Source organism: Streptomyces sp. NBC_01426 (genome assembly GCF_036231985.1).
Taxonomy (GTDB): Bacteria; Actinomycetota; Actinomycetes; order Streptomycetales; family Streptomycetaceae; genus Streptomyces.
In genome coordinates this window covers 166,294-192,744 of the sequence record NZ_CP109500.1, presented here as the reverse complement: position 1 = coordinate 192,744, position 26,451 = coordinate 166,294, and the positions used below count along the sequence as shown (strand labels likewise).

Genomic DNA, 26,451 nt, shown 5'->3' with positions numbered 1-26,451 from the left:
TTCGTGGCGATTCGGGGGTAGCGTCCTCGACATGGACTTTCGTACCACTGTTGAGCGTGCTCAACGCCTCAAGCAACTGCACGCAGAGCACAAGCCGCTCGTGCTTCCGACCGTCTGGGACGTCTGGTCCGCCCGGACGGCAGCCGACGCCGGGTTCCCCGCGCTGACGGTCGGCAGCCATCCGCTCGCCGAATCCCGAGGGGCCGACGACCACGAGGGGCAGACCTTCGAAGAGGTACTCGCCGCGGTCAGGCCGATCATCACGGCGGTCGACGTTCCCGTATCCGTGGACCTGGAGGCCGGGTACGGACAGGAGCCTGCGGATCTCGTCGCCGGACTCATCGAGGCCGGCGGGGCCGGCCTCAACCTCGAGGACACCGTCCACTCGCAGGGCGGACGCGTGCGCGACACGCGGGAGCACGCGAGCTACATCGCCGGCCTCCGCGCGGCCGCTGACGACGCGGGGGTCCCGCTCTGGGTCAACGGGCGCACCGACCTCTTCCTGTACGCGGAGGATGCCTCCGGCGTCCTCGACGAGGCGATCGAGCGCCTGCGGGCCATGGAGCAGGCAGGCGCCGACAGCGTCTACCCGGTAGGCATCCAGGACAACGACGACCTCCTCGTGGCGGTGATCGGCGCTGTCGCCGTTCCCGTGAACTCCACCGCCCATCCGGTCAAACACGATCTAGAGCGCTTTCGGCGCCTGGGCGTCGGCCGGATCACCTACGGCCCGCTGCTCCAGTTCGCGATGACGGATGCGATGAAGGACATGCTCGGGCCGTGGGGCGCCCTGAAGAGTTGATCGAGCGACGGGTGCGCCCTGGGAGAAGGGCACACCCCGAACTCCCGTGATGGCCAGTCGGTAGCTTGGCCTGCGCGGGCGGTGAGCCGGGAGAGGCAGGGCATGCCCAGGGAGAAGGGCGACCCCTCTGCCGCGGTGGGATGCTCTGCCGGTGCTCTCTGCACCCAACTGCATCCTTTGGCCTACTGAGTTCTCGGCCCTGTGGAGGACGATCTTGCGACACCGCCACGAGAGGGTTGATCCGTGCGAACAACCATCGGATACACCCTCGAAAGCATCGGCTACGTCGTAGGAGCCCAGGGGCTCGTCAGCTTCGCCTCGCAGACCTTCTTCGGCACGGAGTGGGGCTGGATGCACAAGGTCGTCGACCTTCCGTCCACCGCCTACCTCGGCATCGTCGCCGTGGGGCTGGCGTTCATCGCCGTCGGGGTGAAGACGCGGAAGACGCCCCAGCGCCAGGAGGTCGCCTGACCGGCGGACTTCAGTGCGGCCGGTCCGCCGGCCGAGCCCCCGGCTTCGCCGACGGCCGCTGCGCCTTCTCGGGCACTGGTACGGCGGGTGGCTGCCGGCCAGGTAGTTTGCTCGAATGAGTCTCCTTGATGATGTGGCAGAGCGCGACGGCTGGCAGTGCTGGGTGTGTGACGAACCGGTCGACCCCGACGAGTCTGTGAACGACCCGCGGGGGCCGAGTGTCGACAGCCGGACCGCCGACCGAAAGGCCAAGGTCGCCGAGCGGCTCGCGCACCGCGGGTGCAACACCCGCAAGGGCGCGGTCAAGGTGGTCATCGCCTGGCCTGAGCGCCTGTACGTCATCGAACCCGCACCGCTGATCGCCGTGGCCGACAGGCTGGAGCGCAAAGGTGGCCGCGAGATCGTGGGCCGGTGTCCGACCAAGAAGGACGCGCAAGAGGCGGCGGACTGGCTGGTGGACCGGTTCTCCCGACTGGTACCGGGGATGCCGGTGACCGCCGCCATCGAGGCGGGCGGCGGCCAGTTCCTCGTCATCCTGTCCGCCGGCCGCCGCTGACCGGAGAACCAGCCGCGCACACTTGCGTCGAGACGGTGGCCGACCAACTGGCCGTCCCGTGCCCCAAGGCCTCGCCAATCAGCCGGCGAGCCTGGCGAACAGACGCGCGGCGCAGCACCTCCCCATGCCATGCCGGGCGTGGGGAGGTGCAGGGGAGAGCGGCTGAATCCTTGCCTGGACGGTCGCCTTCAGCGGGGGACCGCGAGTGCGATCGAAGGTGCGCACCCCCAAACCCGCTGACTGTGCTCAGGTCGGCCCCTACCGGTAAGACGAACGATGACGTGCCGCGGCGGCGGGCTCAGAAACTGGTGGCCGCGTGGACCCGGTTGAGGTGGATGAGGATGTCGTAGGCCCTGGTGATGGCGTGCTGTTCGGCCCATCCGTAGACGTCGCCGCCGGCCCCCTTGTACGCGGTGACCAGGTCGAACGCCTGCTGGGCGGTGGCGGCGTCCCGGCGGCGTTCGGCGACGGGCTTGCAGGGGTGGACGAAGACGTCGTCGAGGGGGCGCAGGCCCGCGTACAGCTCCGTGAGGTGTGCGACGTTCTGGGGGCTGCTCGTACGGACGCACGCGAGCACCCGTTCGAAGACGGCGTCGCCGATCATGGCGTCCAGCGCACGTAGGTCCGTGGTGTTGCCGCCGGGTTCCGTCGAGCGCAGGGGGCCCGCGGCGCGCTCCAGCGCGCGGAGCGCGTCGGTCTGCCCGCCTTTCGTTGCCGTGCCGGCGGGCGGGGTGGGTGTGGTCGCGCCGGAGGCCTCCTCCGGATTCGATCGGGGGATATCCCCCTGTTTCCCTGCGCTCAGGCGGGGCCGGCTCCTCCACGAAGACAGGGCGGGCGCCCAGTGGCGAGACTGTGGGGAGCAGCAGCGAGCTCCGGTGGGGGAGGGGTGTTGGTCGTGTCCGGGTGTTCCTGGACCGGCTCAGCATCCACTGACACCAGGCGACTTACACACACATCGCTGACACGCCGCCCCCACAAGTGCGTGGTCGATTCCGCCTGGATGGCCCCGTACGGCCGCGACGGACGCTCTTATCTTTCACTTAGAAAGTCCCCCTAGCGTCTCGTCCATGATGATGCAACGTGATGCACTCGGATCTGTTGTCCTCACGGCCGTGGCCTTGACGGTCACCGTTGGGCCGGCCGCCGCGGCTCCCGCCTCCGGCAAGGCCGCCGTCTCGGTGTCCCACGGCAAGGTGACGGACAATCTGTACATGTCGCTCGGCGCATTCGAGGATGCCGTGTCCGGCGAGGACCCGAAGGTCAAGGCCATGATTGACCGTACGGACATCGGCGGCGTGCAGGTGGTGGCGCCCTGGAAGGCCCTTGAGGGGAATAAGGGGGAGTACAAGTGGTCGCGGCTGGACAGTGCCCTGAAGTATCTCCAGGAACGCCACAAGAAGCTGTTCGTCCAGGTTCAGGATCGGTTCTTCGACGTAGCCATGAAGGACGCCAACGTTCCCCAATACGTGAAGGACGAGGGCGGGGTCGCGCCGACGGTCGATGAGAACCCTGACAACCCCACCACCCATGGGGCCATGGCCGCGCAGTGGAACAAAGAGGTGCGATCAGACTTCCAGGCGATGCTGAAAGCGATGGCGGAGAAGTTCGACGGCAAGCTCGCCGGCGTGAACCTTCCGGAGACTGCGGTCGAGGTGGACACCAAGAACGATCAGACCAAGTACACCTCGAAGTCCTACATCGATGCCGAGATCGACAACATGCGCTACGGCAAGAAGGTCTTCACCAAGACGCAGTTCATCCAGTACATCAACTTCCTGCCGGATGACGACGACCACAAGCGCATGAAGGAGATGTTCGACCTCGCCAGGGACAAGAAGATCGGCATCGGAGGACCGGACACCCTGCCGGACCGGAAGTACCAGATGGAGAACTCCTACAAGTTCCTCCACGCGTACAAGGATGTCCTGCCCCTCGTCGCGATGGCCGTCCAGGAACCCGACATCAACGCCAAGGATCCCAAGACCGGCAAGCCGTACACCCGCGAACGGTTCACGGACTTCGCCCACGACCACCTCGGTGCGCGCCACATGTTCTGGACCACCGAAGCGGACTGGCTGCAGAAGTCCCCGGCATGACACGTGCGCGAGTGCGGCCACTCAGACGCGTGTGAGTGACCGATCGCTCCCAGCGGGGCGCAGCCTCGCGATGTGATCACCACATGACCTACGGGGACCGCACGGCAGAGTCGTGAACGCCCTCAGGACAACCCCGGGGCCGTTGGAGGCCATACGGCCTTGGGGATCGGCACAGCGGTTGTCGATGAGAACGATCACGACCATCTCGGAGGCGACCTCGGCACCGCCCTCTCAGCCGGTGGCCTGGGTGGCCGGGTCCTGGGTGGCAGGTGCCAGGGTGGTGTCGAGCCAGTCGAAGGCGATCTGGTGGAAACGGGACATGGCTCCCATGTGGCAGTGCTCGCCGGCGCCTTCGGCTTCGGGGAGGGTGATCAGGGTGTGCGGGCAGGTCAGAGCGGCCTGGACGCGCTGGGGCTGGCCGTGGAAGAACTGGTCGTTCTCGGCGTCCAGGATCAGGGTGGGGCAGTCGATGAGCTGGGCAACGCCGTCGAGGGTGTAGTCCGCGGTGCGACGGATGTAGTCCGCGACCGAGGCGGCACCGAACGCCCACACTCCGTTGCGCAGGGCCCAGCGGAGCTGGGTGTTGCCCTTCATGAGCAGGCTCGCGACGGGGTTGGCGAGGTCGTCGCGTCCGGTCTCGACCCACTCCCGCAAGAACGGCGGCATGACCTGGGTGTGGGCGTCGTAGTAGTCGTAGAGGCCGTCGTCCAGGATCAGGGCGGCCAGGCGGTGTTCGTGGGCGGCGGCGCGGGCGGTGAGGTAACCACCGAGGCTGTAGCCGAGCAGGACGAGCTGGTCGGGGTCGATCTCGGCCCGGGTCAGCGCGTAGTCGACCACGGGGGTGACCACGGCCTCCCAGTCCGGGCGGAAGACCAGTGCCTGCTCGCGCAGCGCCGCGCCCTGGCCGGGGCCGTCGTAAGCCAGCACGTTGTAACCGCGGCGCAGCGCGGCGGCGGCGACGGCGAAGTAGGCCTCCTCCAGGGTGGAGTCGAAGCCGCTGGTGAAGATGACGGTGGGGCGGGGGGCGCCGGATTCGTCGACGAGGAAGAGGTAGCCGGGCAGGCTGGTGTCCTCGTAGGGGATGGTCACGGCCTCGACGGGGGTGTCCATCAGGGCCGCCGCCGCCGCGAAGGTCTCGCGGGAGAGGGAGGACAGGTGCTTGACCTCGGGGTCGTTGGCGGGGTCGTCGCGGCGGTAGAACTCGGCGGTGCGGTAGTAGTTCGACGCGCGCAGCAGGGCCTCGCGGGCGCTGACTCGGTGCCCTGCCGCCAGGCTGCGGCTGCCGATGGTGTGGACGCGCTCCGCGGTGGCCTTCCACTCGCGCAGCCAGGCCTCCTCGTCGTCTTCACCGATGTTCCGGACGGTGGCCAGGACCTCGCCCAGGTCGGAGCCTCCGTAGTTGGCGAACCCGGCCGCGCGCAACGTCTCGAAGGAGAACGACTCGTCCTCGTACAGGAATCGCATGGTGTACCTCCAACTCACTGTCGAGACGGAACGGGTGCGTCTCGGCTATGAGCAAGACCGTAGCCCTCGCCTTGTCGAGACGCAAGCGTTCCGTCTGGTGTAGGTTCAGGGGCATGCCCAGCGCGCCCACGCCTCAAAGCCCCGCCCCCACCCCTGAGCGCCGACTCCCCGGAGGGCCCGTGCTCCAGGACTCGGTGACCCAGGCGATCTCGGCCGCCTTCTTCGAGGAACTTGCCTCGGTCGGCTACGCGCGGCTCTCCCTGGAAACGGTCGCCAAGCGAGCAGGAGCGGGCAAGGCCGCCATCTATCGGCGCTGGCCGTCCAAACTGGAGATGACCGTCGCCTTGATCTCCGCGGTCGCCGTGGACGCACCCGAGATTGTCGACACCGGCACCCTGCGCGGCGACGTACGAGCCTTCCTCGCCGACCTTGCCAACGGGCTGAGCCACCGACTGCCCTCGAAGATCATCCCCGACCTCCTCGCCGAGAGCACCCGCAACCCCGAGCTGGCGCAGGCGCTCCTCGCGGCCGTCCGCGATCCTCGCCGGGCCAAGGCCACCGGCCTGCTGGAACGGGCAGTCGAACGCGGCGAACTCCCCACCGAAGTGGACCGCGAACTCGCACTCGACTTCCTCGCCGGACCCCTCTATTGGCGCCTCGCGGTCCTCCACGCCCCGACCAGCCCCGACTACCTCGACCGCCTCACCGACAAGCTCCTCGCCGCCTTCGCCGCCTGACCCACCGGCCCGGCGGGCACCGACATCCCCAAGCTCACGCCGCCCTCCGCTGCCGTGGGAGTGACCGGCGCCGCCTACCCCAACAACGATCTGAACGTGGCGACCGCGACCTCGCTGTTCGACCTCGACACGATGGCCGACCGGACCTCGCTCCAGTCCCCGGCCAACGCCGGCACCTCGCCCCGATCGGGAACCTGAGCGTCAACGCCGGACCGGACGCCGGCTTCGACATCTACGACGACGCCGGCACCAACCACCACCGCACGCTCAGCGCCGCGATCCCCCGACGGCTGGAAGCGGACCCGGACGCGCTGGTGCGGGCGGTGGAGGAACTGTATGAGGCGCGGGTGCTGTGGCTCGCGCGGGCGGAGGAGTACGCCGCGCATCACCGGGCGGAGAAGCGGGCCGGGCGGCGGACTGTGGTGAACCCGCGACCGTGGTGGCTGCGGAGCTGGTGGGAGGGCCCGAACCGCGCCTGCTACGAAGACCTGGTTCGCCATCCGTCGCTGCGGCTGCCCGAGTGCGTCCGGCGACAGAACGCGATTCTGGACGGCGCCGATCTCCCCGGCTGCCCCGCCTGCGCGGACGAGAGGCCGTTGGTGTCGAACTCGAGCGGGCACGGCCGGGTGGAGCTGTGCCGTGGGTGTGCGTGGGTGCTGGCGCCTTGTCCGTGCGGGCAGCGGCACCGGTTCGCCCCGGAGACGTAGAGAGGCGGAGGGCCCCGCACGGAACCGGGAGGCACGGGTTCACGTGCGGGGCCGCGCTCACCGGGTGGGGGCCGTCAGACTCCGGTCAGGGTGTATGTACCCGTGCCGTCCTGCCTGCCGCTGGAGTACTGGCGGATGAGTTCCCCATCCGCGTACCGGTCGTGGCCCATCATGGAGCCGGTGTACTTGTTCTGCAGACCGATCTTCGTGCTGCCGGGTACGTCGCGGTAGATGTAGAACCGCTGGAGGTCGTCTTCCCCGCAGGTGGCCGTTGTCAGGTAGGCCTGCTCCTGGTTGGCGATGTTCGCCGGGATGGTCGCGCATCCGCCGTTGCCCCAGTTCCACAGGGACGCCTCGATGACGCCGTTGCGCTCGGTCACGTTGCACAGGCGCCAGTTGTCCAGGTGGGCACTGGTCCAATTGGATTGGCGCAGGCGAGTGCCGTCGTTGGCCAGGAGCGGTGCACTCCAGTTCAGGGGCTTGCCGGGGACGTCGATCTTGTAGGCGCCGGGTTGGCAGTCCAGGGCGGCGCGCGGGGTGGGCTTGGCGGCCTGCGGGGCCTTGATGTTCTGGGCGGCCTTGGCGGCTGTTGCGGCGCTGTCGGCGTCGTGCTTGGCCTGGTCGGCCTTGGCCGAGGGGACGGGACCTGCCGGGTGCTTCGCGGTGGCGGCGGGGGAGCCGCAGTCCAACAGGCCCTGGGCCTTGGCCATGATGCTGTTGGCGGGGACCTTGTCCTCGCAGCGCACCGCGCCTTCTTCGAGGGCGGTGTAGGTGGTGTAGTTGCCGGTGTCGGGCCCCTCGGTCCACTTCAGTGCCCAACTGCCGTCGCCCTGTTGGATGCGGTTGCAGTTGAGGCTGCCGTAGGTGCCGGTGACCTTCTTGGTGCCCTTGTAGAGGCCGTAGTAGCCGGGCTCGAAGAAGTTCCAGGAGACCGAGTTCGACTCGCTGCTGGTGGAGGAGTAGTTGACCTGCACGTTCAGGCCCAGGCTCGCGCCGACGCTGCCGAGGGCCTCGACGGCGAAGCTTCCCTGCACGGTGCCGTTGAGGCCGACAGATACCGAGATGGTGGTCTGGGTGCTGGTGGTGACGGTATGGCTGCCGGTGGAGCCCTGGGTGACGTACCAGCCCTTGAAGTGGGTGATCGTCGGGGTGACTTCGGTCGTCTTGATGACCGGGTGGCGTGTGCCGAGATCGGCTGCGGCACAGGTCTGGCCGGGCTGGACCGCCCGCCCGGCGGCGGCCGGGGTGGCGGCGGCCGGGGTGGCGGCCAGGCCCACGGCGGCCGTCGCGGTGGCTATGAGCGCTCCGAGCCCTCTGCCCAGGCGGGTTTTTGTGCGGCGCATCGTTGCTTTCCCCCTGTGTGCGATCTGTGAGGTGAGTGTGAGTGAAACTAGCGCCGCCGGGGGCGGCAGGTCTGTACCACAACTGGCCAAACACGATCACGAACTGTCGCGTTCTCGGTTGGCATGAACGGGAGTTGACCGGTTGCATGCCTTCGGTGTGCCCGCAACGGGGCCGCCGGAGGAAGGGACCACCTTTGAAACACGTCAGACGCGGCCTGGCAGCGATAGCCTCGCTCGCCCTCACCGCAGCCCTGTGCGGCGTGGGCGCCCAGCCGGCCGCCGCCCAACCGCCCACGAGCCGCACAGTCCCCCAGGGCCACGGCGACTGTACGGAAACCGGGCCCGACCTCCGGCGCGAGGGCATGGCCTGGGCCTGCATCAAGACAGGACCGGCCACCGCCTCCGCCCTCGCCGCCGTGCCCGCCGCGGCCCCCCGGGTGGCCCGTGCCAACCCGGGGGCGGACCTCTGCCTCAAGGACGACCCGAATAAGCCCTTCGACCCCATCCCCTCGACCCGCAAGGCGTACTGCACGCGGTACCTGGCCGAGTACGTGACCCTTGGCACGGACAACAAGGTGAACGGCCAGGCCCATGTCGTGGTCTTCGCCGCAGCGGCCATGAACTCCCTGCCCCAAGCACAGTGGATGGAGGACATCAGGATCCATGTCACCGACATGACGCCCAATATCGCCGCTGTGACGATGGCTCTGAACGCCACGTGCAGCGGCCAGTGCACGGCTGGGGCACCGGCCTGGGGCGGCGCGCCCGTGCTCCTGAAGAACGGCCAGGGCCGGGAGGACGGGACCCTCTCCTACAGCTCGTCGGTCGGCAAGGGCTTCGACACGATCGTCCAGCCCTCCTACCACGTAATCGGGACCATCAAGACCGTCACGGGCGGCGGGCGGCCCGTGAACACCCGCCTGGACTGGCCCGGCCCCAAGGTGCGCTGTGACGACAAGGTCGGGAGCTGGCCCGGATGCATCGTGGACGGGCACACGGCCAACGTGACATACCACCGGTCGCTCTACAAAGGGGCGGCCGTCGCCTACGAGTGGGCGCAGAAGAACCTCACGGGCAATTTCGGCACCCCCGGCCACCTGCTGAACCGGTGGCATGTCGACCCTCTTGACCCGAACGCCAAGGGCAGGCGTGCCCTGACCTGTGACCGTGGGCCGTACAAGTTTCCCCGGGGTGCCACCGGCATCCCCAACGACTCGTGTGACGAGTACCCGTTCGCCAAGTCAGTGCAGGGCGGGAACGACGGTGCCCTGTGCATCGACATCACCCCGCGCGAGGTCAACGGCGTCTGGGATGTCGCGAACGTCCAGGTCGACCGGGGCACCCCGCCCAACGCGCCCTGCATCCGGGCCCATGTCGACGACAAGGACAACTCCGCTGCGGGTTCCGAGTTCGGGAGCGCGGTGACGTCCGACCGCATCATGGAGGGCGAGGAGTTCGAGGTCATCATCGACGCGTAGGCGGCGGGTCTGCCTCCCCGGGCACCCGGGGAGGCAGACCAGGGGCCAGCTGGGTTCCGTCTGGCGGGTCATGCACGAAGCCACAGGCGTATGGCCGCAACGGTCACAGTCCCGTAGAAGGCACAGGCCCGCTTGTCGAACCTCGCGGCAACCGCCCGGTTGGTCTTCAACTTTCCGATCAGCCACTCCACTTCGTTCCTGCGAACGTAGCGGGCCTTCTCGAAACTGGTGGGCATCAAGAAGGCCCCCGGCGTCAACCCGTACAAGGGGATCGTCGGTATCGGCTCGAAAAGCTTCAACGAGATCCAGAAGTTCGCCCTCACCCACGACCAGGACGACCAGCCCCAGATGCACCAGGAACTCTACGACAACCGCTGACCACCCCGAACCGTCCCGCACGCCCCCTGGAGTAGGCGCGGTGAGAATTCCACGGCACCTGACTGGCCCCGTCGGAGGGGCTCGCGGCGGAGCATCCAGACGGGCGGACCGGGCGTGACAGAGGCTGCGAAACCGGGCCGCCGGGCTTCCGGCCCGGTGCACCCGCAGACGCCATCCGCGGCCGGCGGGGGAGATTACGCTCGGTCTCGACGCTCTCCGCGGGCATACAACGACGACAACGGTCGCGGCTTGACCCATTGGCTGTAGGCGGTGTCCTCGGACCGGTCGTCGCGGATCGTGCGCCGCCGCAGCCCTCGTACCGGCGAGTCGAGCGTGTCGGGCGGGCGTGAGAGAGCCCGGCCGGGTGACTACGAGCCCGGCCGGGCTCTGCGTGCGTGGTGTACCGCCGGGCTCAGAACGCGTCGTCGCGCAGGTAGCGATCGTCGTGCGCGTCTTCCTCGCGGCGGCGCTCGACATCCTCGGGGCGCTCCCCGCCGCGCGAGGGGGTGCGCGGCTCGGGGTGGACCGGGTCCTGACCGGGTCGCTGTGGGCGCTGCTGTTCCTCGCGGCCCTTGCCCGGCTCCTGGCGCTTGTCCTGCGTACCGCCCACGACGGCTCCTCGGTGCGTGGGGGTGTGGATTCCTCCCGCCCAAGCTGACACAGAGCGTTACGTCGCGCACCTTGGCGACTACTGATGGTGGCGGGAGGATGGTGTTGCGCCCGATCGTGGATGCGACGATACGCGGGCCGCGGCGCTGATGCCGAAGTGAGCCAGTGAGCTCCCGCACTGCGGTGGCGGGCGCGCCCGTGAGCTTCTCAGCCGAAGCTTTCGTTTTCGGCTGAGAAGGAGGATCGTCGGAAGAGCCCCGTATGCGCCGGCCCTCGCATCCAGGGCCCCTCCGGGGGCGCCGTCAGCGGCACCGCCACCAGCACGGGAGGCACGCCATGCGCAAGGTCATGGACTGCAGGGAGCACCCCAGCGAAATGCATTGCACGCTGACGATCACGGGCGAGGAGGAAGAAGTCCTGCGGGCAGCGACTTCGCACGCTGTCGCAGTGCACGGTCATGAAGACACTCCGGAATTTCGCGCCTCGATGCGAGGCCTCCTGAAGGACGAGGTGCCCCAGCACACCTGAGCACAGCTCCTCACCGGCCAGCCCATGGGATGGACTGGCTCGAAGAGGATGAGGGGATGGGGGCGGGTCGGGTACGGGGCACCGATTTCAAGATCGTCAACAGTGCCCCGAGATCTATGCTCTGTTCATGATCAAGGGAGAGTTGGTAAGCCTTCGCGCACTTCGCGCGCAGGATGCGGAGCATCACGTTCGGTGGCGCAACGATCCGGAAGTGGTCCACTGGGCCGCCGGCGGCAACCCGTGCTTCGGCCCGGTCACGGCGGAGGCCATCGCGCTCGGCTTTGAGACGATGCTGCGGCTGAACCCGAGGGAATCGGCCGTCTTCACGGTCGAGGACCTGGCCGACGGCACGGTGATCGGCATGGTGGACTACCGCGACTTGGACCCGTTCGCAGGGCTGGCCACGGTCGGCGTCACCATTGGAGAGCGGGACCGATGGGGCTGCGGCCATGGCTCCGAAGCGCTGCGATTGTTGGTGCGGCACCTGTTCGGCGTATTCGGCCTGCACCGGATCGAACTCGACACCTGGAGCGGCAACGAGCGGGCGGTCCGAGCCTTCACCAAGGCCGGCTTCCGCGAGGAGGGGCGACGTCGGTCCACCGTGCTGGTTCAGGGCAAGCGGCACGACACCGTGCTCTTTGGGATGCTGCGCGAGGAATGGCCGGACACACGCTGAATGCCCCTCCGGCAGATGCCCGTTGTCGGACGCATGGAGCAGTGCGGGGCCGGCTCGCTGACGATCTTCCGCGGATCGACAACGCCCCGGCGAGTGCCGCCCGCCGTTGCCCGGGGGCTGTCGCGTCTGCTCCTGCTTCGGCCGAGGTCTGTGGCTGTAGGAGGCAGGGACGAGGAGGGGAGTGGCGTCCGCGAGTCCGTCGGCGCCCCGAACGCGCGGCCCACGCTGTCGATCGAGGGACGGCGCTCCGGCGTGCGGTTGCTCGACACGGTGGCGGGGGATTTCGGCTGAGGGTGGGGCCCGGGCCCCAGCGCTCCCCGCCGACTTGCGGCAACAGGGCGATCCCGCTCGGGTACGGGCCGACACCGGGTTGCCCAAGGCGCAGCCCCCGGTGGGGCTCCACCGGTCGCGGGAGCAAGGAGGAGAGCTACCGCCACACAGATACTGAGGCCGAGCTGACACCGTGGGTGTCACGTGTGCGGGCGATGTCGCGGCAAGCAGGCTCTGTGCACGTCCTGTTCAACAACTGCTGCGCCGATGCGCCCGTGCGGGCAGCGGGTACGATGCGGCGCATCCTCGGAGCGGACCCGCCCTCCATGTTGCGCGGGCCCGAATAGCGGAGCGGCCACAGCGGCACGGGCACTCCGGCGGCCAACGCCATGCCGACGCTCGTTGCCCTTGCGGTATTCGGCATCGGCTCCTTCTTCCGCCTGGCATACGCCTTGGGTGAAGCCCACTTCTCCACACCGGCACGCTGCCGTCCGGGCAGCCTCCCGGCGGCGCAGCAGCTCGCTGGTGGCCGCGTCCGCAGGCAAGCCTCCCAGTGCAGATCGGCCAAGGTCATGTCCACGGCCGTGGCGAAGGAGGTCAAGGTGGTCAGCAGCCGCAGCTGTGGAGCCAGTCGAGCAACGGCACGAGGCCGACTTGTGTTCCGCGTGGACTCGTCGCGATGCGGGAGCAGCGGATTCAGTTCGGTGACCCGGACGCCGGTGTTGCCCCAGAGCCGCGCCCTGCGATCCGGGGCTGTGTTGCGGCCCCGCTGTCTGCTTCGGCGGCGTCGGCGAGGGCTTCCGCAGCGGCTTCCGCCGCTTTCGCCGCGTCTTTCGCGGCCTGGACGGCCGGGTCGTCGGAGGACGCCTCGCGGGTGGCGGCGGACTGGGGAAGGGATTCGGTGAAGGCACGGGTGACGTTCTGGAGGGCGGAGGTGACTTCGCCGGGTATCACCCAGAACGTGTTGCCCGGCCCCTGCGCGAGCTGGGGGAGTACCTGGAGGTACTGGTAGGCGAGCAGTTTGGGGTCGGGGTCGTTGCGGTGGACGGCTTGGAAGACTTCGTCGATGGCCCTTGACTGGCCCTCCGCCTTGAGGATCTCGGCGGTCCGGTTGCCCTCGGCGCGAAGGACGGCGGACTGCTTGTCGCCTTCCGCGGTGAGGATCTGGGACTGGCGCTGCCCCTCGGCCCCGAGGATGGCGGCGCGTTTGTCCCGCTCGGCCCGCATCTGCTTCTCCATCGCGTCCTTGATGGACTGAGGCGGGTCGATGGCCTTGATCTCCACCCGGTTGACTCTGAGCCCCCACTTGCCGGTGGCTTCGTCAAGGACACCGCGGAGCTGGTTGTTGATGGTGTCCCGCGAGGTCAGGGTCTTTTCCAGATCCATGGATCCGACGACGTTGCGCAGCGTGGTGACCGTCAGCTGTTCCACCGCCTGGAGGAAGTTGGCGATCTCGTAGGCCGCCGCGCGCGGGTCGGTGACCTGGAAGTACAGGACGGTGTCGATCTCGACGACCAGGTTGTCCTCCGTGATGACCGGCTGTGGTTGGAAGGAGACGACCTGCTCACGCAGGTCGATCACGGGGTAGACGCGGTCGACGTAGGGGATGACGACGTTGAGTCCGGGCTTCAGAGTGCGGTGGTAGCGGCCGAGCCGCTCGACGTTGCGTGCGCGGGCCTGGGGGACGATCCGTACCGCTCGCACCACGGTGAACACGGCGAGTACCGCGACGAGGAGGCCGGCTATGAGGAAGGCGGAAATCTCCATGGCTCACTCCCGGGGGTAGACGAGTGCGGTGGTGCCCTTGATCTCCATGACGTCGACGGCCGTGCCGGGAGGGATCACCAGCGTCTCGTCGTAGGCACGCGCCGTCCACTCCTCGCCACCGATACGGACTCTGCCGCCAAACTTCGACACCTCTGATGTCACGTAGGCGGCCTCGCCGACGAGGGCGTCGACACCGAAGCGTCCGTCCCCGTTCGGCGGTGAAGACAAGCGGCGGAGCGCGACCGGGCGCACGAAAACCACGCCGACGGCCGACACGACCGCGAACAGTAGGAACTGCCAGGGCAGGGGCAAACCGACAGCGGCGAATACGGCTGTGACCAGCGCTGCGCCGCCCAGCAGCCCGAGCGCGGCGGTGAGAGTGACTATCTCCACCGCACCCAAGACCAGAGCGACGATCAGCCAAAGCAGCCAGGGCTCCATGCTTTACGTCTCCTCGTGAGTGAAGGAGAGCGCCAATTACTACCTTTTGTAAGTGTTTACCCGATAATTGCGCTGGGAATCGGCTGTACGGTTCGCTGGATGGTGCGGCGTCGGCCGCCTGGGCCGAGATGCTGGTGTCGGGTTGCGGGACGCGCCGACGCCCCGAGTGGGAAGAGGACGGCCGTGGGCGCCATCGGTACGGCCTTTGGCGCGAAGCACTTGATCTTGTTCCCCGGGGCCGCCAAAGAGAGCCTCGGAAGGGGCCAGGGTGTGACCAAGGCGTGACCAAGGCGTGACCAAGGAGCCAGGACTTGCCGGCGCTGCTCGCGGACGGCAGGCGAGACCGGTCCGAAGATGCCTTCCTGGGGCGAAACGTCAGGGCCACCTGGTCAGAGGCCTCCTCGCCATGGCAGTCGCGAACGAGCGCGTCGAGGCGGCCTGCAGAAAGGGTTCATCCGCTGCCCCCTCGGTTGTGGGGATCATAGCTGCGGCTCCCGTGACCCAGCGTCAAGGATCAGCAGTCTGCCAAGGGAACCTGACACGCGCCCCGGCAGATGGCCGTCCCCGGTAGCGAATGCCCACGACCACGCAAGAGTGCCCGGTGGCGGCAGCATCGGAGCCTACCCGTGAAGGCCAATTGAGATGACTTCCATACGCGGGCACCGCCGGGCTCGTCCAGTGTCACGCACGCACGGACGTCTCGGTCTTCGAGTGACGGCTGCAACGTTTGACGGGTCTGGTGTTGACCGATCCGTTCTGGTCGTCGCTGGAGCGCGAGGACGTGGTCGAGTGAGGATGGGACTCAAGCGCGCCGGCGGTTGATGCTCGGCGCGCCGTGGTAACGGATCAGTGGGGGCGTGGTGTGACCAGGCCGGCTTGATATGCGGAGATGGCCGCCTCCACCCGGTTGCGTGCGCCCAGTGTCGTGAGCACCGCGCTGACGTGAGCTTTCACTGTCCCCTCGACCAGGTGAAGCCGGCTCGCGATCTCCACGTTGGACAGCCCCGACCCCAGCGCGGCCAGCACGTGCCGTTCGCGTTCCGTCAGTCGCTCGAGGGGCCGGTGGGGATGTGCTGCCCGGCGGGCGCGCATGTAGGGGCCGGCGGGGCCTACCTGTCACCGCGGATCGCCGGCCGGGTCATCGCCGGGGGGCAATGTTCATGATCGTGCCGTCGAGGACAACCATCAGCAGGCCAGGCACACAAAGCCCACCGCCGTCCAGGGACCGGATCGGCCGGCATCAGCGGCTCGATTCGGCCGCACATCGCATCAGTGATCACTAATCGGGCGGACACATCCGATCAACTGACCAACCCATCAAAGAGATACGCGTTAGCCAGGGAACTCAGCCGGCTGCTCACGCGGGGCAGTCAGGCCCCGGTCAGATCGTGACCGGGCCGTGGGCGGTGGCGAACTCGACCGAGACCAAGCCCGGTTCCTCATCCTCGACCCAGGTGACGTCGATCTGGTCGAGGGGGTGGTCGGCCGGTTCGCCGAGGAATTCGGCGATGGAGGCGGCGTCGCCGGCGATGGAGACCCCGTGGATGGTGGTGGAGGTGCGCGGGTCGGCGCACGGGCGTTCCTCGATGGGGACCAACCACTGCAGAAAATAGGGCAGTTGCGGGTCCTCCAGAAGTTCCAGCAGGCCGATCTGCTTCCACCTCAGGTCGAACCCGTCGGGGCGGACACGGTGGCCCTCGGCCGAGGTGCGGCCGAGACGGGCCTCGACCGGTGCGATGTCGTCGACGGAGGCCACCCAACCGAGCCAGCCGCCGCCCTCGGCGGCGCGGCGCGCGACCGCCTGGCCGAAGGGTGCGCGGTCGGCGGCAGGGTGGTCGAGTGTGGTGACGACCTCGACGTAGGTGCCGCCGCTCAGCGGGAGAATAAAATTGCGGGTGCCGAATCGCGGGTGCACGCCACCGTCGACGAACCCGGCGCCGAGGGCCGATCCGATCCACTGGACGGTCGAGACGAAGCTGTCGCGGGCCACCGCGTAGGACACGTGATCAAGTCGCACTGCGCCATCATCACCCGACAACCCGTACAAATCCGGACGCCACGCCCGACGCCACGCCCGACGCCACGCCCGCCGCCCCGGCCGCGTCCGCCGTGGAGTGGATCGATCATCGTCATCCCGGCGGGGGAGGCCCGGTCGAGCCAGGCAGCAGCGCTGCTGCCTCGTCGAGGCCCACGCCCCGCTCGATCAACTGCCGCGGGGCGAGCGCTGCTGCCACAGGATTTCGATCCGGCATGCAGCACCATGCCCACCGCCCTTCCAAGAGACAGTCTCGAGGCGCAGCCGTCGGCCTGTTCGCTACCTCGATGGAGAGAACCCGCGAGAGTCCTGAGGATGACCGGCATGGCTGCGCTCCACCGCCGTCATGCGATCCGTGCGACCTGTCTCCGGGACCGACCCCGTGGTCACTGCGGGCCGGTGTCGTAGCGAGCGGATCGTGGGGCCCAGTCGTAGGGGCCGCGCATGACCGTGTGCAGGGCGTCGCGGAGGTAGCGGTCCAGGGCCGTACGGTCGTGGGCGCCGAGGTGCGCCCTGCTGTTGAGGGTGCGCAGTGCGCCTTCGAGGTCGCGGAAGCGTGCGATGCGTGCTGGAGCATGCCGAGCACGCTGGCGCGGGCTCCGTCGTGATCCGTTCCGTCCGCGCGCCGGAGGATCAGGAGGAGGTTGTGCGGGTCCGAGCCGGCGTTTTCCTTGGCCAGTGAGTAGAGGTCGTTGTGGAGGGAGTCGATCTCGGCGGCCAGGGTGCGCAGAGCGGTCACGGTGTCCGAGGCGAAGAGGGCGGCGGGCAGTTCGTAGTGGCCGATCCGCTCGGCGAGGTCGAGCGTGGGCTGCACGCCGATGGTGTCGCGGCGCAGCCGCAGGTACTCGTCCACGGTCAGCTGGGTCCCGGATTGCCGGTTGGTGGCTTCCTGGACGTGCCCGTACAGGTACGCCCTCCAGTGCGCGGCGGCCCGCGGCTCCCGTTTGAAGCCCGCGGACGTGGGCCTTCCGGCGTACGGACGCCGCAGGGTCGCGGGGCTCCGGCGCAAGGAAGTTGCCGTGCCTGCTGCGCACCGGCCGTCTGGTGCTGGTCGGTCCCGTGCCGTCCCGGTTGGGCCGGCTCCTGGACGTCATGGGGGCCGGCCCGCTGTTCCCGACCGCCGACACCGTCGAGGCGGCACGCGCCCTGTAGAGCCCTGGGGCACCACCGGGTCACGGAGCGGGATGCCTCTCGGCGCGCAGTCCGTTCGCCACCTCGGCCTGGTCCGCTGTGAGAACCCTCGATATCCGCAGGTCGTACGCCACCTGTCGAGGGTGATGGCATGCTGACGGGCCGTCATGGGAAGATCCGCGCGAGTCGGCAGGGAGCCGGCCAGTCAGGAGACGCCAAGCAGATTGCCACCTGTCCGCACAAGCCCGTTATGGTCCTCGTCGTCGAGCCCGGCGGTGTCCCGGTCGCGCGGGGAAGCAGGGTGCCGGCGGCAGGGGTGGAGGCGATGAAGCTTTAACGGGGGATCGCCGGCAGGGGTGGCACGCCCTCGGGTTTCTTCTGGTGCCTCTTGGGGAGGATGTGGCCGCAGCCGGGTTCGGACGTGTTCCCGGCGCTCAAGGACAGGGGCGGGGCATGTCTCAGGGGACTGTGAAGTGGTTCAACGGGGAGAAGGGGTTCGGGTTCATCTCCCCGGATGAGGGTGGCGCGGACGTCTTTGTCCACTTCAGCGCGATCCAGGGGTCGGGTTTCCGGAACCTGGAGGAGAACCAGCGGGTCGAGTTCGAGATCACGCAGGGGCAGCGTGGCCCCCAAGCCGACAAGGTCCGCGCGCTCTGACGCTGCAGCCCAGCTCGGCGATGGGCAACACCGGTGCCCTCGCGCCGGCCGGTTCGCGGCGGCTGCGGTCGCGGCTCACTTCGTGATCATCATGGGGTGGTCGTGCCGGCCGGCCCGCCGTCAGGAACAGACCCGGGGAGCCGGGTTCACGGCGCCGCCTGGCGTCGAGGATGACGTGCTTGCTACCCGGGCGGCGCGCTGGGGCACGGGCACGACCGCGGGGGCGTTCTCCGACACCTTCGTCGTATTCGCCCTCGTCGTATCCGCCCTCGCCGGTATCTACGTCGGCCGCGTCCTGGACCGCCGCGGCCCCCGCACCGCACCGTCATCACGGCCGGCTCCGTCCTCGGCGCCCTGAGCCCGCAGCTCGTGGCCTGCGCCCCCAACCCTCTCGTCCTCGCCGCCGGATGGCTGCTCGCCGAACCGCGATGACCGCCACCTTCTACCAGCCCGCCTTCGCCGCCCTCACCCGCTGGTGGCCGGTAAAGCCGGTCATTGGCGCTGCGACGATCCGGCGTTCGCGAGGTCATGCGAGGCGGCCAAGGAACTCCCCCCACCGCTTCGGCCCCCGGGCAGCCGGCCCCGGCCGAAGCCACTGTTCCCGCACACCGGTAACAGGCCGCGCCCAGCGTGGAGAGCGGGGCGCGGCCGGTAGCACCCGGTGCTGTTCCGGAAACTCGTAAGAGAGCCTCCGGCCGCCGGGAATCCATGCGCGGCCGTTGCCCAAGCCCTCCGTGGTCGTGATGGCCCGGCAGGTGACCGCGCACCACCGGAACGCGCCGCCGCACGCCCAGAGCGCTCCGCCAAACGGTTGATATCGTGTCAATCTCCTTGGTAAGAGACTCACTCTGATGGGTCAATTCAGGTGTCTGCATCAATGGGGTGATGTTCCATCGGGCCCCCGCGGACAAGCCTCCCTCTCGGGACTGAACTCATCCCGTCCGGACGGGCCTCCGCACATCCCCATCTGCCGGCGGCCGGACGCGTCGGCCTGGGTCGGTTCGGACGTCGGTGGATCGGAACACCCAGTCGCTGCTCGGAGAAGACTTCCGAGTGAGGAGGAACCCTCGTGCCCATCAGTCCCAACCAAGGCTCCACCAGCGGCGGAACATCCGTCACCATCACCGGCGTGAACCTGGCCGGTGCCACCGCCGTCCACTTCGGGTCCCGGACGGCCACGATCACCGCGAACACCCCGACCATGATCAGCGTCATCGATCCCGCGGGCTGCGGAGTCGTCGACGTCAACGTGACGACGGCGGGAGGGACGAGCAACTCGCTCTCTTTCTTCTACATCAGCCCGCCGATCGCGGTGTCCCTCGACCCGGGCTCGGGTCCGACCGCGGGCACCAACACGGTCACCATCAACGGCTACGGCCTCTCCACTGCCACCACCGTGTCCTTTGGCTCCAACAGCGCGACCCCGACGGTCGTCTCGGACAGCCAACTGTCGGTGGTCGTGCCTGCCGGCAGCTCCAGCGGCTCCGTCGACGTCACCGTCACCACCACCGGGGGCACGACCGCTCCGCTCACCTACGCCTACGTCGACACGCCGACACTGGTCTCGCTCACTCCCACCTCCGGGCCGACGTCCGGCGGCACCTCGGTGACCGTCAACGGCAGCGGCCTGGCGTCCACCACGGCCGTCACCTTCGGCGGTATCGCCGCGTCCTTCGCAGTGCTGAACAGCGCCACGCTGGTGGCCGTCACACCGCCCGGCACCGCAGGTTCCGTCGATGTCGTCGTGACCACAGGGGGCGGTAGCGCCACCCTCAGCGACGGCTTCACCTACATGTCCGGCCCCGGCATCTGACGGTGTCTCGGGCACACGGCCGCGCACGGGCTCCGGCCCGCTGCGATCCACCGGCCCGCGCCCAGCGGAAGCGGTGCGGGCACGGGTGCGCCCGCCTGCACCGCTTCCGTGCCCCCGGCTTGCGGCCCCGCCAGGCCGACCACACCCCTTGGAGTCACCGTGGCCCCTCCCGTCCTCACCTCGGTCGTACCCAACACGGGTCCGGCGGCGGGCACCAATCCCGTGACCCTGAACGGAACCCAGTTCACCGGCGCCACCGCGGTCATGTTCGGATCCATGGCCGCCTCGTCGTACACGGTCAACTCCCCGTCGAAGATCACGGCGACCGTCCCGCCCGGAACCGGCACGGTCAACGTCACCGTGCGCACACCCGCCGGGCTCAGCAACACGGTCGCCTACACCTACGCGCCCACGCCGACCCTCAGCGCGATCGCGCCGAACCAGGGCCCGACATCCGGTGGGACCAGTGTGGTCCTCACCGGTACCGGCCTCACCGGGGCCACCGCCGTCACCTTCGGCGGCACCCCCGCGACCTCCTTCACCGTCAACTCCGCCACCCAGATCACCGCCGTCACACCGGCCGGCACCGGCGCGGTGGCGGTCACCGCGACCACCGTCGGCGGCACCTCGGGGCCGGTGTTCTTCTACTACCTCAACGCGCCCTCGCTGCTGTCCGTCTCGCCCGCCGAGGGCCCGACGTCAGGTGGGACCAGTGTGGTCCTCGCCGGCGCCGGCCTCACCGGGACCACCGCCGTCACCTTCGGCGCCACCCCCGCGACCTCCTTCACCGTCAACTCCGACACCCAGATCACCGCGGTCACCCCGCCCGGAACCGGCTCCGTCGCATGCACCGCTACTGGTCCCGGCGGCACCAGCAACTCCGTCATCTACACCTATCTGGCGGCGCCGGCGCTCACCGCGCTCTCGCCCGCGCAGGGGCCGACGGACGCGGGCGCCGCCGTGACCCTGACCGGTACCGGGCTGACCACGACGTTCGCGGTCCACTTCGGCGCAGCACCAGCGGCCTTCACCGTGGTGTCGGACACGACCGCGATCGCGATCGCCCCGGCGGGTCCGGCGGGTTCGGTGCCGGTGAGCGTCACGACGTCGGGCGGCACCAGCAACTCGCTCGCCTACCAGCGCGTCGCGCCTCCCGCGATCTAGCTGGTGCCGCCGCACCGGCGCCAACGGCCCGCGCCTGCACTGAGCCACCGGCCAATGCAGCCCATCCGAGCGAGCCGATGACTCAGGTGGGGCCGCCGGCACCCGCGCCTCCCGCGCATGCCATCAAAAGCGGCCTAAGGTCACACAGCGAACGGTTACGGCGAACCCCCGCCTGACGATCGGACCGAGGAGGCCCTTCAGTGAATGTGTGGCGTGCAGGCAAAGCCGGACTCATGGTCGCCGTAGCGGCGGCGACAGTGCTGTCCATTGCTCCCTCGGCTGCGGCTGCCGATCCGTCGTCGACCACGGTCCAGGCCACGCCCTCCTCGGCTACGACCGGGCAACTGGTGACCCTAGACGCTACGGTGACCTGCAGCTCGGACCCGAGCGGCGGCCTTGGCGTGTCCTTCTTCGACGGCCCGGACCTCCTTGCGACCGCACCCGTCTCCGCCGACGGACACTCCTCACTGACCACCGGTTTCACGACCACCGGAACACACACCATCACCGCCGCCTACAACGGCGACGACGGTTGCAGCGCTTCGAACGACACGACTACCGTCACCGTGACCCCGGCCCCGGCTCCCCCGGCCAACGCCCCGAGCTGCCTGCTGTGCGGGCTGATCGACTTCAACGTCGGGGACATCCACAACGAGGTCAACGTCAACAGCCAGAACGTGACGGGCGTCCACAAGTGAGCCCGGCCCGCCGGCTGCCGGACGCACCCGTCGGTCGGCGGTCGACGCCCAACACAATGTGGCCCGTCGCCGGCCCGGTGACCCGGACAGCGACCGAGTATCGGCCACGGCGAGACTTCTCCCAGGAGAGTCAGATGCCTGCAGATCATCCACCCCGCCGCCGACATCCCGGTCGCTGAGTACACCGGGATCCGGGCGGGCGGCATCTACCCCGTCCTGGAGATGGTCGCCTACGACATCGATTGCCAGATCCGCGTCCTCGGGCCCCGGCGATGCGGGGCCAGTCGCGGGAGACCGGCTTCAGCGGCAGCCAGGGAGGCGGCATGTTCGTCCAGGGCGGCACACTGATCATGGCCGACCACAGCCGCATCAGCGACAACACCGCCCTTCGGGGCGGCGTCTACAACGTCGGCACCGTGACGATGAGTGATGACGCGTCCGTCACCGGCAACACCGCCACCACCAGCAGCAACGACCGTGACGGCCAGGGTGGCGGGAGCATGGAGTGAGCGATCGGCGCTGTCCGTGTTCGAGTGCACTCCGGCCGCCGTGTTCCACCCGTCCACCCTTACGGTCCTGCGGCGATCCCTCGCCTGGGCACGGTTCGACCGGTCGGTGGCAAGGGCCCGGGGCTGCTCGAAGGGCCACCCCGGGAACGGGGCGTGCGGACGCTACCGTCCGGTGTAGGTGAACTCGTCGGCCGGGCTGGTGGGAGAGGTGGCCGTGCCGACCGTCACGGTGAGGTTCACCGTCTGGTGGTCGTCGAGCTGACCGGGCGCGGTTGCGGTGATCTGTCCGGTGGAGACGAACTTGACCGAATCGGATGCCTTGTCCTTGAAGTGCACGGTGGCGCCATCGGCGAAGCCCGAGCCGCTGATGGTGACCAGGGTGCCGACCTTTCCGCTGGTCGGGCTGACGGCACTGACCACCACAGGTGCGGGTCCGCCATAGGCGAACTGCCCCATCGCGACGGCCGGGGAGGTGCCGAGGGTGTTGGTGACGCGGACGTGGACGACGCCGGTTCCGTTGGGGACCTTGGCGGTGATCCTGCTGTCGGAGTCGATGTTGCGCGTGGGGCAGGCGAAGTGGCCGAAGTCGACCATGCTGTCCGCACTGAAACCGGTGCCGTTGATGGTCAACGTGGCGCCTGGTTCGCCGAAGGTGGGGGTCACGTCGGTCACCACCGGTGCGGAAGGGACGGCAGGCGCTCCGACAAGGTCCAGGTAGGTGGAGTTGGCGTGCTGGAAGGCGACCTGGCCGAGGAAGTCCTGGGTGGTCTTGTTGACCAGGTTCTTGGCAAGGCTCGTGTAGCTGGTGTTCATCGGGCAGAGCGTGCCGGGCTGGACGTAGATGTTGCCCTTGGTGCGCTTGGAGATCGCCCCGATGAGCAGCGTCACTTCTTCGGTTGCCTGCGGTCCCGGGCTCGGGTACCAGCCGGCGGTGGTGTCGAGATCGGCCCACGCGTGCGGTACCAGGTCGTAGGCGTTGTTGTGGCGCTCGTCGATGACCCACGGCACGGAGTCGAAGTAGTCGACGAAGCTCTGTACGCCGGCGGTGGGAGCGGCATAGGTGATCACCGCGAACTTCGGCTGTTTCGGCCAGGTCTGTGCCTGCAGGTACGGCGCCAGCATGGTGGCGATGCAACCGCCCAGGCTGTGACCGGTCAGATAGACGGTCGGCTGCGGCGAGGAGGGCGCCGAGTTGAGTGCGGCGGTGAGCGCCTGAGCGAGCGTGACGTTCGGGGAGGGTGAGGCGATCGAGCGGGCGTTGACAACCCGCTTGAACGCATCCATCGCCCCCTTGGAAACGGCGACGGGCTTCGGCGATCCGCTTTCGGGGAACGGGACGACTGTGCCGACATCGAGGTCCTCGAGGATGTCGGTCAGATCGGCGTCCGTTCCGCGAGCGACCACGGCGAACTCGTTCGAGCCGTTGGTGCTCCGTGCGATGTAGGCCATGTTCGCGTTGGCCTCGCTCAGGGCGAGCCACACCAGCCTCCACGCGCCCTGCGTCGCAAGGCTGGGATCGCTCAGTTGCGCGTTGATGCCGGTGATGATTCGTTCGGTCTGTTGTTGCGGGGTTTCCCCGGACGGACGCGGGGTGGCCCCGGTGGCTGCAAGGGCAGCCAGGGTCATGGTCACCTGGGCGGGTGTCGAATCGGGTGCCATCGTCGTTCCTGCTCCTCGAATGTTGTGCCGGTGCGGAGTCGGGGTGGCCTTTCGGCAGCATCAGGGCAGATCTGTGCCGACCGGCCGGCGGAGTGGATCGCACACAATCAGACCTCCCCTCTGCGTTGTCCGGTGCTTTTCCTGCCTGCAGGTTGGCCAGGTTCACCTTGTTGGCCGTTCGGCGTAGGTGTGTGCGGTTCTCCGAGCCAGGTGCGCAGCGCCGTCATCAGAGCTGCGGTGTCTGCGGGCAGGCCCGGGGCGGCGGCCCAGGCGACGATGCCGTCGGGGCGGATGAGCGCGGCCGAGAGATCGCCGCGGTCGGCAGGGGCGGCCGCCACGGTCGACAGGCGCTTCCGCCGTCCGGCCGCAGCCTCGAAGCGCGGGCATACGTCTCCCCAGTGATCACAGAACGTCGCAACTGCATGATCACCGAGACCTGTGCCCGCACTGTTGCCGACGTCCCCGACCGCGCCTATCCGCGCGATCTCTAGCCGCTCTCCGCCGCTGAAACTACGGACCAGCCTCGTCAGTCCTCTAGCGACCCTGACCGCGACCCCTTCCTGCGAAGGCTGCCTCACCCCGGACGCCGTATCGCGCCCGCGCCTGCATGCCACCACCGTCCGCTGGGCCAACGACGGCTGGACCTACGACGCCGACCTCCTCACCCACATCCCCCAGCCGGTGATTTCCCCGGCCACCCCCGAACTCCTCGCCCACCCGGGCCTCACCGAGGGGTGGTGGGCCGAGCTGCACCAGGCCCTGGACGTGCTGGCCGGGGTGCCGACGGAGCGGGAGGCGGTCCGGACGCTGTGGATCCGCCGTCTTCCCGCTGTTCCTCGGCATCGACGCCCCGGACCGCGTGGAGCGGGTGACCGGGCACGCGATCGGCACTGAGCCGACCTCACCGGCACCCCGCTCACGATCATGGACTGGGAACGCTGGGGAAGTGTGCCCGTCGGCTTCGACGTGGGCCTCCTCCACGCCTACAGCCTGCGCGTCCCCGCGGTCGCGGCCCGCGTAAGGGACGAGTTCGCCGACGTCCTCGGAACCCCGGCCGGACGGATCGGGGAACTCGCCGCGCTCTGCGAACTGCTCCAGTCCGTCGCCCGCGGCGGATACGCCGACATCGCGGAGCCCCTCATGCTGCCCCATCGGCCCGCGGGGAGGATCGAACCGGCTTCTTGGCGGTAGCGGACTGTGGGCTGCGTTCGGTGCAGGAGTCCGTGCGTTCGCCCAGCGGTGGTTTCGCCGGAAGGGCTTCGGCGGTGCCGTGCTGTCTCGTGAAGCCACGGCGAGTTGCTGATGCTGGTGCTCTCGCGCTTGGCAGTCAGGATGGCTGGACTTCGTCGAAGAGGGCTAGGGCTTCGGCCGGGTCCGGGCTCACGAGGCGTTCCAGACCGGCCGTCGTGATCTTCGCCCACCTGCCGGCCCGTGCCCACATCTGTTTCTCGAAGGCACGGACGGCCTCATCCAGATCCCCAGGGCTGGTTGCGCCGGCGATGGACTCGGCGAGTTCGGCGCCCTCCAGCATCGCGAGGTTCGCGCCCGCTCCCAACGGAGGCATCAGATGGGCGGCGTCGCCCAGGAGCGTCACCCCGGGGACGTGGGTCCAGGTGTGGGACACGGGCAGAACGTAGAGAGGGCGGTGGACGAAAGCGGTGCCGGGGCGAAGGAGGTCGAGGACGGGAGCGGCCCATCCGTCGAACAGAGCCAGCAGACCCGATCGAACGGCCTCGACGTCGGCCAGGTCCAAGTTCGCGTGCCAGTCCAGCGGCGCACGGAACTGGGCGTACACCTTGACGTGGCCGCCGCTGTTGCGCTGGGCGACGAGAGCCCGGTTCACGCCGTACACCGCCACGGAACCGTCGCCGACCAGCCGGGCGAGGTCGGGATGGCGGGTGTCGATGTCGTCGAGGGAGGTCTCGACATAGGTGACGCCGGTGTAGTGCGGCGTCGCCGACGAGACCGCCGGGCGGACCCGGGACCAGGCACCGTCCGCGCCTATCACCAGGTCGAACGTCTCCTGCCGCCCGTCCGCGCAATGGACCAGTACGCCGTCCCGGGTCCCTGGCACCACCTGCTTCACGCCCCGGCCCCACCGGACGTCGAGAGGACCGAGCAGCAGATCACGGAGTTGCCCCCGGTCGATCTCGGGATGGGCCCGGTCGTCCGGACGGGGTCGCCAGTCGCGCAGGACGGTCCCGTCCGTGCCCAGGATGCGCATGGCCTGCCCCTCGGGACGGGACAGCGCCTGGAAATCCGCCAGCAACCCCGCCTTGTTCAGCGCGAGTTGGCCCAGCCCTTCGCGCAGGTCCAGGGTGCCGCCCGGAGGGCGGGTGTCGGGGGCGGGGTCGCGTTCGAGGACGGTGACGAGGTGACCATGGCGGTGCAGGACGCGGGCGAAGGCAAGGCCGGCAGGACCGCTCCCGACCACTGCGATGCGGTGTCTCATGCCGATACAC

Annotated in this window: 30 protein-coding genes and 5 pseudogenes; 21 read left to right on the top strand and 14 right to left on the bottom strand. The window is 69.0% G+C overall.

What is annotated here, in order from left to right; all coding sequences use genetic code 11:
* The first annotated feature begins 31 nt into the window (after positions 1-31).
* The 3 genes from OG906_RS01045 (at position 32) to OG906_RS01035 (ending at position 1,829) form a co-directional block, all read left to right on the top strand.
* On the top strand, positions 32-802 hold the full coding sequence (locus OG906_RS01045) for an isocitrate lyase/PEP mutase family protein (RefSeq protein WP_329439027.1): 771 nt from the start codon (positions 32-34) through the stop codon (positions 800-802).
* Between the two features lie 243 nt (positions 803-1,045).
* The gene (locus OG906_RS01040; protein ID WP_267829777.1) at positions 1,046-1,273 is read left to right on the top strand and encodes a hypothetical protein; all 228 of its coding nucleotides are present in this window, start codon (positions 1,046-1,048) and stop codon (positions 1,271-1,273) included.
* 115 nt (positions 1,274-1,388) lie between these two features.
* A complete protein-coding gene (locus OG906_RS01035; RefSeq protein WP_267802954.1) occupies positions 1,389-1,829 on the top strand; it encodes a hypothetical protein in 441 nt (146 codons plus the stop codon).
* 298 nt (positions 1,830-2,127) lie between these two features.
* On the opposite strand, the gene OG906_RS01030 is transcribed toward OG906_RS01035, so the two are convergent.
* Positions 2,128-2,433 (bottom strand): hypothetical protein, encoded by a 306-nt coding sequence (locus tag OG906_RS01030; RefSeq protein ID WP_329439022.1) that lies wholly within the window; start codon positions 2,431-2,433, stop codon positions 2,128-2,130.
* 508 nt (positions 2,434-2,941) lie between these two features.
* Between OG906_RS01030 and OG906_RS01025 the strand changes: the two genes are divergently transcribed.
* Entirely contained in the window at positions 2,942-3,925 is a 984-nt protein-coding gene (locus OG906_RS01025) for a hypothetical protein (protein ID WP_329447888.1), read from the top strand.
* Between the two features lie 231 nt (positions 3,926-4,156).
* Here the strand turns inward: OG906_RS01025 and OG906_RS01020 are convergent, their stop codons facing one another.
* A complete protein-coding gene (locus tag OG906_RS01020; RefSeq protein ID WP_329439020.1) occupies positions 4,157-5,389 on the bottom strand; it encodes an alpha/beta hydrolase family protein in 1,233 nt (410 codons plus the stop codon).
* Positions 5,390-5,502: 113 nt separating this feature from the next.
* Here OG906_RS01020 and OG906_RS01015 point away from each other — a divergent pair, with 113 nt between their 5' ends.
* The 3 genes and pseudogenes from OG906_RS01015 to OG906_RS01005 all read left to right on the top strand — a co-directional run bounded on the left by OG906_RS01015 (position 5,503) and on the right by OG906_RS01005 (position 6,833).
* The gene (locus OG906_RS01015) at positions 5,503-6,126 is read left to right on the top strand and encodes a TetR-like C-terminal domain-containing protein (protein WP_329439018.1); all 624 of its coding nucleotides are present in this window, start codon (positions 5,503-5,505) and stop codon (positions 6,124-6,126) included.
* Positions 6,127-6,141: 15 nt separating this feature from the next.
* Positions 6,142-6,383, top strand: a pseudogene (locus OG906_RS01010) (DUF4394 domain-containing protein); the annotation flags it as partial.
* 66 nt (positions 6,384-6,449) lie between these two features.
* Positions 6,450-6,833 (top strand): hypothetical protein, encoded by a 384-nt coding sequence (locus OG906_RS01005; RefSeq protein WP_329448215.1) that lies wholly within the window; start codon positions 6,450-6,452, stop codon positions 6,831-6,833.
* A gap of 74 nt (positions 6,834-6,907) precedes the next feature.
* Here the strand turns inward: OG906_RS01005 and OG906_RS01000 are convergent, their stop codons facing one another.
* Positions 6,908-8,176 carry a hypothetical protein gene (locus OG906_RS01000; RefSeq protein ID WP_329439016.1) on the bottom strand — a complete coding sequence of 423 codons (1,269 nt, stop codon included), beginning with the start codon at positions 8,174-8,176 and terminating at the stop codon, positions 6,908-6,910.
* Between the two features lie 194 nt (positions 8,177-8,370).
* On the opposite strand from OG906_RS01000, the gene OG906_RS00995 reads away from it, so the two are divergent.
* Positions 8,371-9,654 carry a NucA/NucB deoxyribonuclease domain-containing protein gene (locus OG906_RS00995; RefSeq protein ID WP_329439014.1) on the top strand — a complete coding sequence of 428 codons (1,284 nt, stop codon included), beginning with the start codon at positions 8,371-8,373 and terminating at the stop codon, positions 9,652-9,654.
* 68 nt (positions 9,655-9,722) lie between these two features.
* Here OG906_RS00995 and OG906_RS43560 read toward each other — a convergent pair.
* A pseudogene (locus OG906_RS43560) lies at positions 9,723-9,887 on the bottom strand (IS5/IS1182 family transposase); the annotation flags it as partial.
* Here OG906_RS43560 and OG906_RS00985 point away from each other — a divergent pair.
* Positions 9,883-10,032, top strand: coding sequence for a hypothetical protein (locus OG906_RS00985; RefSeq protein ID WP_329439012.1), 150 nt, complete (start codon positions 9,883-9,885; stop codon positions 10,030-10,032). The pseudogene OG906_RS43560 and the gene OG906_RS00985 overlap by 5 nt on opposite strands.
* 412 nt (positions 10,033-10,444) lie before the next feature.
* Here the strand turns inward: OG906_RS00985 and OG906_RS00980 are convergent, their stop codons facing one another.
* Positions 10,445-10,642, bottom strand: a complete 198-nt coding sequence (locus OG906_RS00980; protein WP_329439010.1) for a hypothetical protein — start codon at positions 10,640-10,642, stop codon at positions 10,445-10,447.
* A gap of 335 nt (positions 10,643-10,977) precedes the next feature.
* Here OG906_RS00980 and OG906_RS00975 point away from each other — a divergent pair, with 335 nt between their 5' ends.
* The 3 genes from OG906_RS00975 (at position 10,978) to OG906_RS43555 (ending at position 12,462) form a co-directional block, all read left to right on the top strand.
* Complete coding sequence (locus tag OG906_RS00975; protein ID WP_329439008.1) at positions 10,978-11,169, top strand: DUF1059 domain-containing protein; 192 nt, start codon at positions 10,978-10,980, stop codon at positions 11,167-11,169.
* A 127-nt stretch (positions 11,170-11,296) separates the two neighbouring features.
* Positions 11,297-11,845 carry a GNAT family N-acetyltransferase gene (locus OG906_RS00970; protein WP_329439006.1) on the top strand — a complete coding sequence of 183 codons (549 nt, stop codon included), beginning with the start codon at positions 11,297-11,299 and terminating at the stop codon, positions 11,843-11,845.
* Complete coding sequence (locus tag OG906_RS43555; RefSeq protein ID WP_443067340.1) at positions 11,827-12,462, top strand: DUF72 domain-containing protein; 636 nt, start codon at positions 11,827-11,829, stop codon at positions 12,460-12,462. The genes OG906_RS00970 and OG906_RS43555 overlap by 19 nt, the downstream gene beginning before the upstream one ends.
* A 349-nt stretch (positions 12,463-12,811) precedes the next feature.
* On the opposite strand, the gene OG906_RS00965 is transcribed toward OG906_RS43555, so the two are convergent.
* From OG906_RS00965 to OG906_RS43550, 6 genes and pseudogenes are all read right to left on the bottom strand, one after another.
* A complete protein-coding gene (locus OG906_RS00965) occupies positions 12,812-13,882 on the bottom strand; it encodes an SPFH domain-containing protein (protein WP_329439004.1) in 1,071 nt (356 codons plus the stop codon).
* 3 nt (positions 13,883-13,885) lie between these two features.
* The gene (locus tag OG906_RS00960; protein WP_329439002.1) at positions 13,886-14,323 is read right to left on the bottom strand and encodes an NfeD family protein; all 438 of its coding nucleotides are present in this window, start codon (positions 14,321-14,323) and stop codon (positions 13,886-13,888) included.
* A gap of 846 nt (positions 14,324-15,169) precedes the next feature.
* Positions 15,170-15,415: pseudogene (locus tag OG906_RS00955) on the bottom strand (response regulator transcription factor); the annotation flags it as partial.
* A gap of 113 nt (positions 15,416-15,528) precedes the next feature.
* Positions 15,529-15,618: pseudogene (locus OG906_RS00950) on the bottom strand (IS5/IS1182 family transposase); the annotation flags it as partial.
* Between the two features lie 86 nt (positions 15,619-15,704).
* Positions 15,705-16,340, bottom strand: a complete 636-nt coding sequence (locus OG906_RS00945; RefSeq protein ID WP_329439000.1) for a VOC family protein — start codon at positions 16,338-16,340, stop codon at positions 15,705-15,707.
* Between the two features lie 112 nt (positions 16,341-16,452).
* Complete coding sequence (locus tag OG906_RS43550; RefSeq protein ID WP_443067339.1) at positions 16,453-17,367, bottom strand: terpene synthase family protein; 915 nt, start codon at positions 17,365-17,367, stop codon at positions 16,453-16,455.
* A 5-nt stretch (positions 17,368-17,372) separates the two neighbouring features.
* Between OG906_RS43550 and OG906_RS00940 the strand changes: the two genes are divergently transcribed.
* The 7 genes and pseudogenes from OG906_RS00940 to OG906_RS00910 all read left to right on the top strand — a co-directional run bounded on the left by OG906_RS00940 (position 17,373) and on the right by OG906_RS00910 (position 22,330).
* Entirely contained in the window at positions 17,373-17,510 is a 138-nt protein-coding gene (locus OG906_RS00940) for a hypothetical protein (protein WP_329448214.1), read from the top strand.
* Between the two features lie 432 nt (positions 17,511-17,942).
* Positions 17,943-18,146 (top strand): cold-shock protein, encoded by a 204-nt coding sequence (locus OG906_RS00935; RefSeq protein WP_329438999.1) that lies wholly within the window; start codon positions 17,943-17,945, stop codon positions 18,144-18,146.
* Positions 18,147-18,321: 175 nt separating this feature from the next.
* Positions 18,322-18,625 (top strand): annotated as a pseudogene (locus OG906_RS00930) (MFS transporter); the annotation flags it as partial.
* Between the two features lie 590 nt (positions 18,626-19,215).
* Positions 19,216-19,959, top strand: coding sequence for an IPT/TIG domain-containing protein (locus OG906_RS00925; RefSeq protein ID WP_329438997.1), 744 nt, complete (start codon positions 19,216-19,218; stop codon positions 19,957-19,959).
* A 159-nt stretch (positions 19,960-20,118) separates the two neighbouring features.
* Positions 20,119-21,123, top strand: coding sequence for an IPT/TIG domain-containing protein (locus OG906_RS00920; protein ID WP_329438995.1), 1,005 nt, complete (start codon positions 20,119-20,121; stop codon positions 21,121-21,123).
* Positions 21,124-21,356: 233 nt separating this feature from the next.
* Positions 21,357-21,821 carry an Ig-like domain repeat protein gene (locus tag OG906_RS00915; RefSeq protein ID WP_329438994.1) on the top strand — a complete coding sequence of 155 codons (465 nt, stop codon included), beginning with the start codon at positions 21,357-21,359 and terminating at the stop codon, positions 21,819-21,821.
* Positions 21,822-22,144: 323 nt separating this feature from the next.
* Complete coding sequence (locus OG906_RS00910) at positions 22,145-22,330, top strand: hypothetical protein (RefSeq protein WP_329438992.1); 186 nt, start codon at positions 22,145-22,147, stop codon at positions 22,328-22,330.
* 162 nt (positions 22,331-22,492) lie between these two features.
* On the opposite strand, the gene OG906_RS00905 is transcribed toward OG906_RS00910, so the two are convergent.
* On the bottom strand, positions 22,493-23,989 hold the full coding sequence (locus OG906_RS00905; RefSeq protein WP_329438990.1) for an IPT/TIG domain-containing protein: 1,497 nt from the start codon (positions 23,987-23,989) through the stop codon (positions 22,493-22,495).
* A 107-nt stretch (positions 23,990-24,096) separates the two neighbouring features.
* Complete coding sequence (locus tag OG906_RS00900; RefSeq protein WP_329447887.1) at positions 24,097-24,465, bottom strand: aromatic-ring hydroxylase C-terminal domain-containing protein; 369 nt, start codon at positions 24,463-24,465, stop codon at positions 24,097-24,099.
* Between OG906_RS00900 and OG906_RS00895 the strand changes: the two genes are divergently transcribed.
* Both OG906_RS00895 and OG906_RS00890 read left to right on the top strand, forming a co-directional pair.
* Positions 24,428-24,883: a hypothetical protein gene (locus OG906_RS00895; protein WP_329448213.1), complete on the top strand. Its 456-nt coding sequence runs from the start codon at positions 24,428-24,430 to the stop codon at positions 24,881-24,883. The two genes, OG906_RS00900 and OG906_RS00895, sit on opposite strands and share 38 nt — an antisense overlap.
* Before the next feature lie 30 nt (positions 24,884-24,913).
* On the top strand, positions 24,914-25,180 hold the full coding sequence (locus OG906_RS00890) for a hypothetical protein (protein WP_329438989.1): 267 nt from the start codon (positions 24,914-24,916) through the stop codon (positions 25,178-25,180).
* Positions 25,181-25,316: 136 nt separating this feature from the next.
* Here the strand turns inward: OG906_RS00890 and OG906_RS00885 are convergent, their stop codons facing one another.
* Positions 25,317-26,441, bottom strand: coding sequence for an FAD-dependent oxidoreductase (locus OG906_RS00885; RefSeq protein ID WP_329438987.1), 1,125 nt, complete (start codon positions 26,439-26,441; stop codon positions 25,317-25,319).
* Between the last annotated feature and the right edge of the window lie 10 nt (positions 26,442-26,451).

What these genes read in the sequence shown, in the direction of transcription:
- OG906_RS01045 (WP_329439027.1), top strand. Translation starts at nt 32, where the DNA reads ATGGACTTTCGTACCACTGTTGAGCGTGCTCAACGCCTCAAGCAACTG.
- OG906_RS01035 (WP_267802954.1), top strand. Translation starts at nt 1,389, where the DNA reads ATGAGTCTCCTTGATGATGTGGCAGAGCGCGACGGCTGGCAGTGCTGG.
- OG906_RS01030 (WP_329439022.1), bottom strand. Translation starts at nt 2,433, where the DNA reads ATGATCGGCGACGCCGTCTTCGAACGGGTGCTCGCGTGCGTCCGTACG.
- OG906_RS01020 (WP_329439020.1), bottom strand. Translation starts at nt 5,389, where the DNA reads ATGCGATTCCTGTACGAGGACGAGTCGTTCTCCTTCGAGACGTTGCGC.
- OG906_RS01015 (WP_329439018.1), top strand. Translation starts at nt 5,503, where the DNA reads ATGCCCAGCGCGCCCACGCCTCAAAGCCCCGCCCCCACCCCTGAGCGC.
- OG906_RS01000 (WP_329439016.1), bottom strand. Translation starts at nt 8,176, where the DNA reads ATGCGCCGCACAAAAACCCGCCTGGGCAGAGGGCTCGGAGCGCTCATA.
- OG906_RS00975 (WP_329439008.1), top strand. Translation starts at nt 10,978, where the DNA reads ATGCGCAAGGTCATGGACTGCAGGGAGCACCCCAGCGAAATGCATTGC.
- OG906_RS00970 (WP_329439006.1), top strand. Translation starts at nt 11,297, where the DNA reads ATGATCAAGGGAGAGTTGGTAAGCCTTCGCGCACTTCGCGCGCAGGAT.
- OG906_RS43555 (WP_443067340.1), top strand. Translation starts at nt 11,827, where the DNA reads ATGGCCGGACACACGCTGAATGCCCCTCCGGCAGATGCCCGTTGTCGG.
- OG906_RS00965 (WP_329439004.1), bottom strand. Translation starts at nt 13,882, where the DNA reads ATGGAGATTTCCGCCTTCCTCATAGCCGGCCTCCTCGTCGCGGTACTC.
- OG906_RS00960 (WP_329439002.1), bottom strand. Translation starts at nt 14,323, where the DNA reads ATGGAGCCCTGGCTGCTTTGGCTGATCGTCGCTCTGGTCTTGGGTGCG.
- OG906_RS00935 (WP_329438999.1), top strand. Translation starts at nt 17,943, where the DNA reads ATGTCTCAGGGGACTGTGAAGTGGTTCAACGGGGAGAAGGGGTTCGGG.
- OG906_RS00915 (WP_329438994.1), top strand. Translation starts at nt 21,357, where the DNA reads ATGGTCGCCGTAGCGGCGGCGACAGTGCTGTCCATTGCTCCCTCGGCT.
- OG906_RS00910 (WP_329438992.1), top strand. Translation starts at nt 22,145, where the DNA reads ATGTTCGTCCAGGGCGGCACACTGATCATGGCCGACCACAGCCGCATC.
- OG906_RS00905 (WP_329438990.1), bottom strand. Translation starts at nt 23,989, where the DNA reads ATGGCACCCGATTCGACACCCGCCCAGGTGACCATGACCCTGGCTGCC.
- OG906_RS00890 (WP_329438989.1), top strand. Translation starts at nt 24,914, where the DNA reads ATGGACTGGGAACGCTGGGGAAGTGTGCCCGTCGGCTTCGACGTGGGC.
- OG906_RS00885 (WP_329438987.1), bottom strand. Translation starts at nt 26,441, where the DNA reads ATGAGACACCGCATCGCAGTGGTCGGGAGCGGTCCTGCCGGCCTTGCC.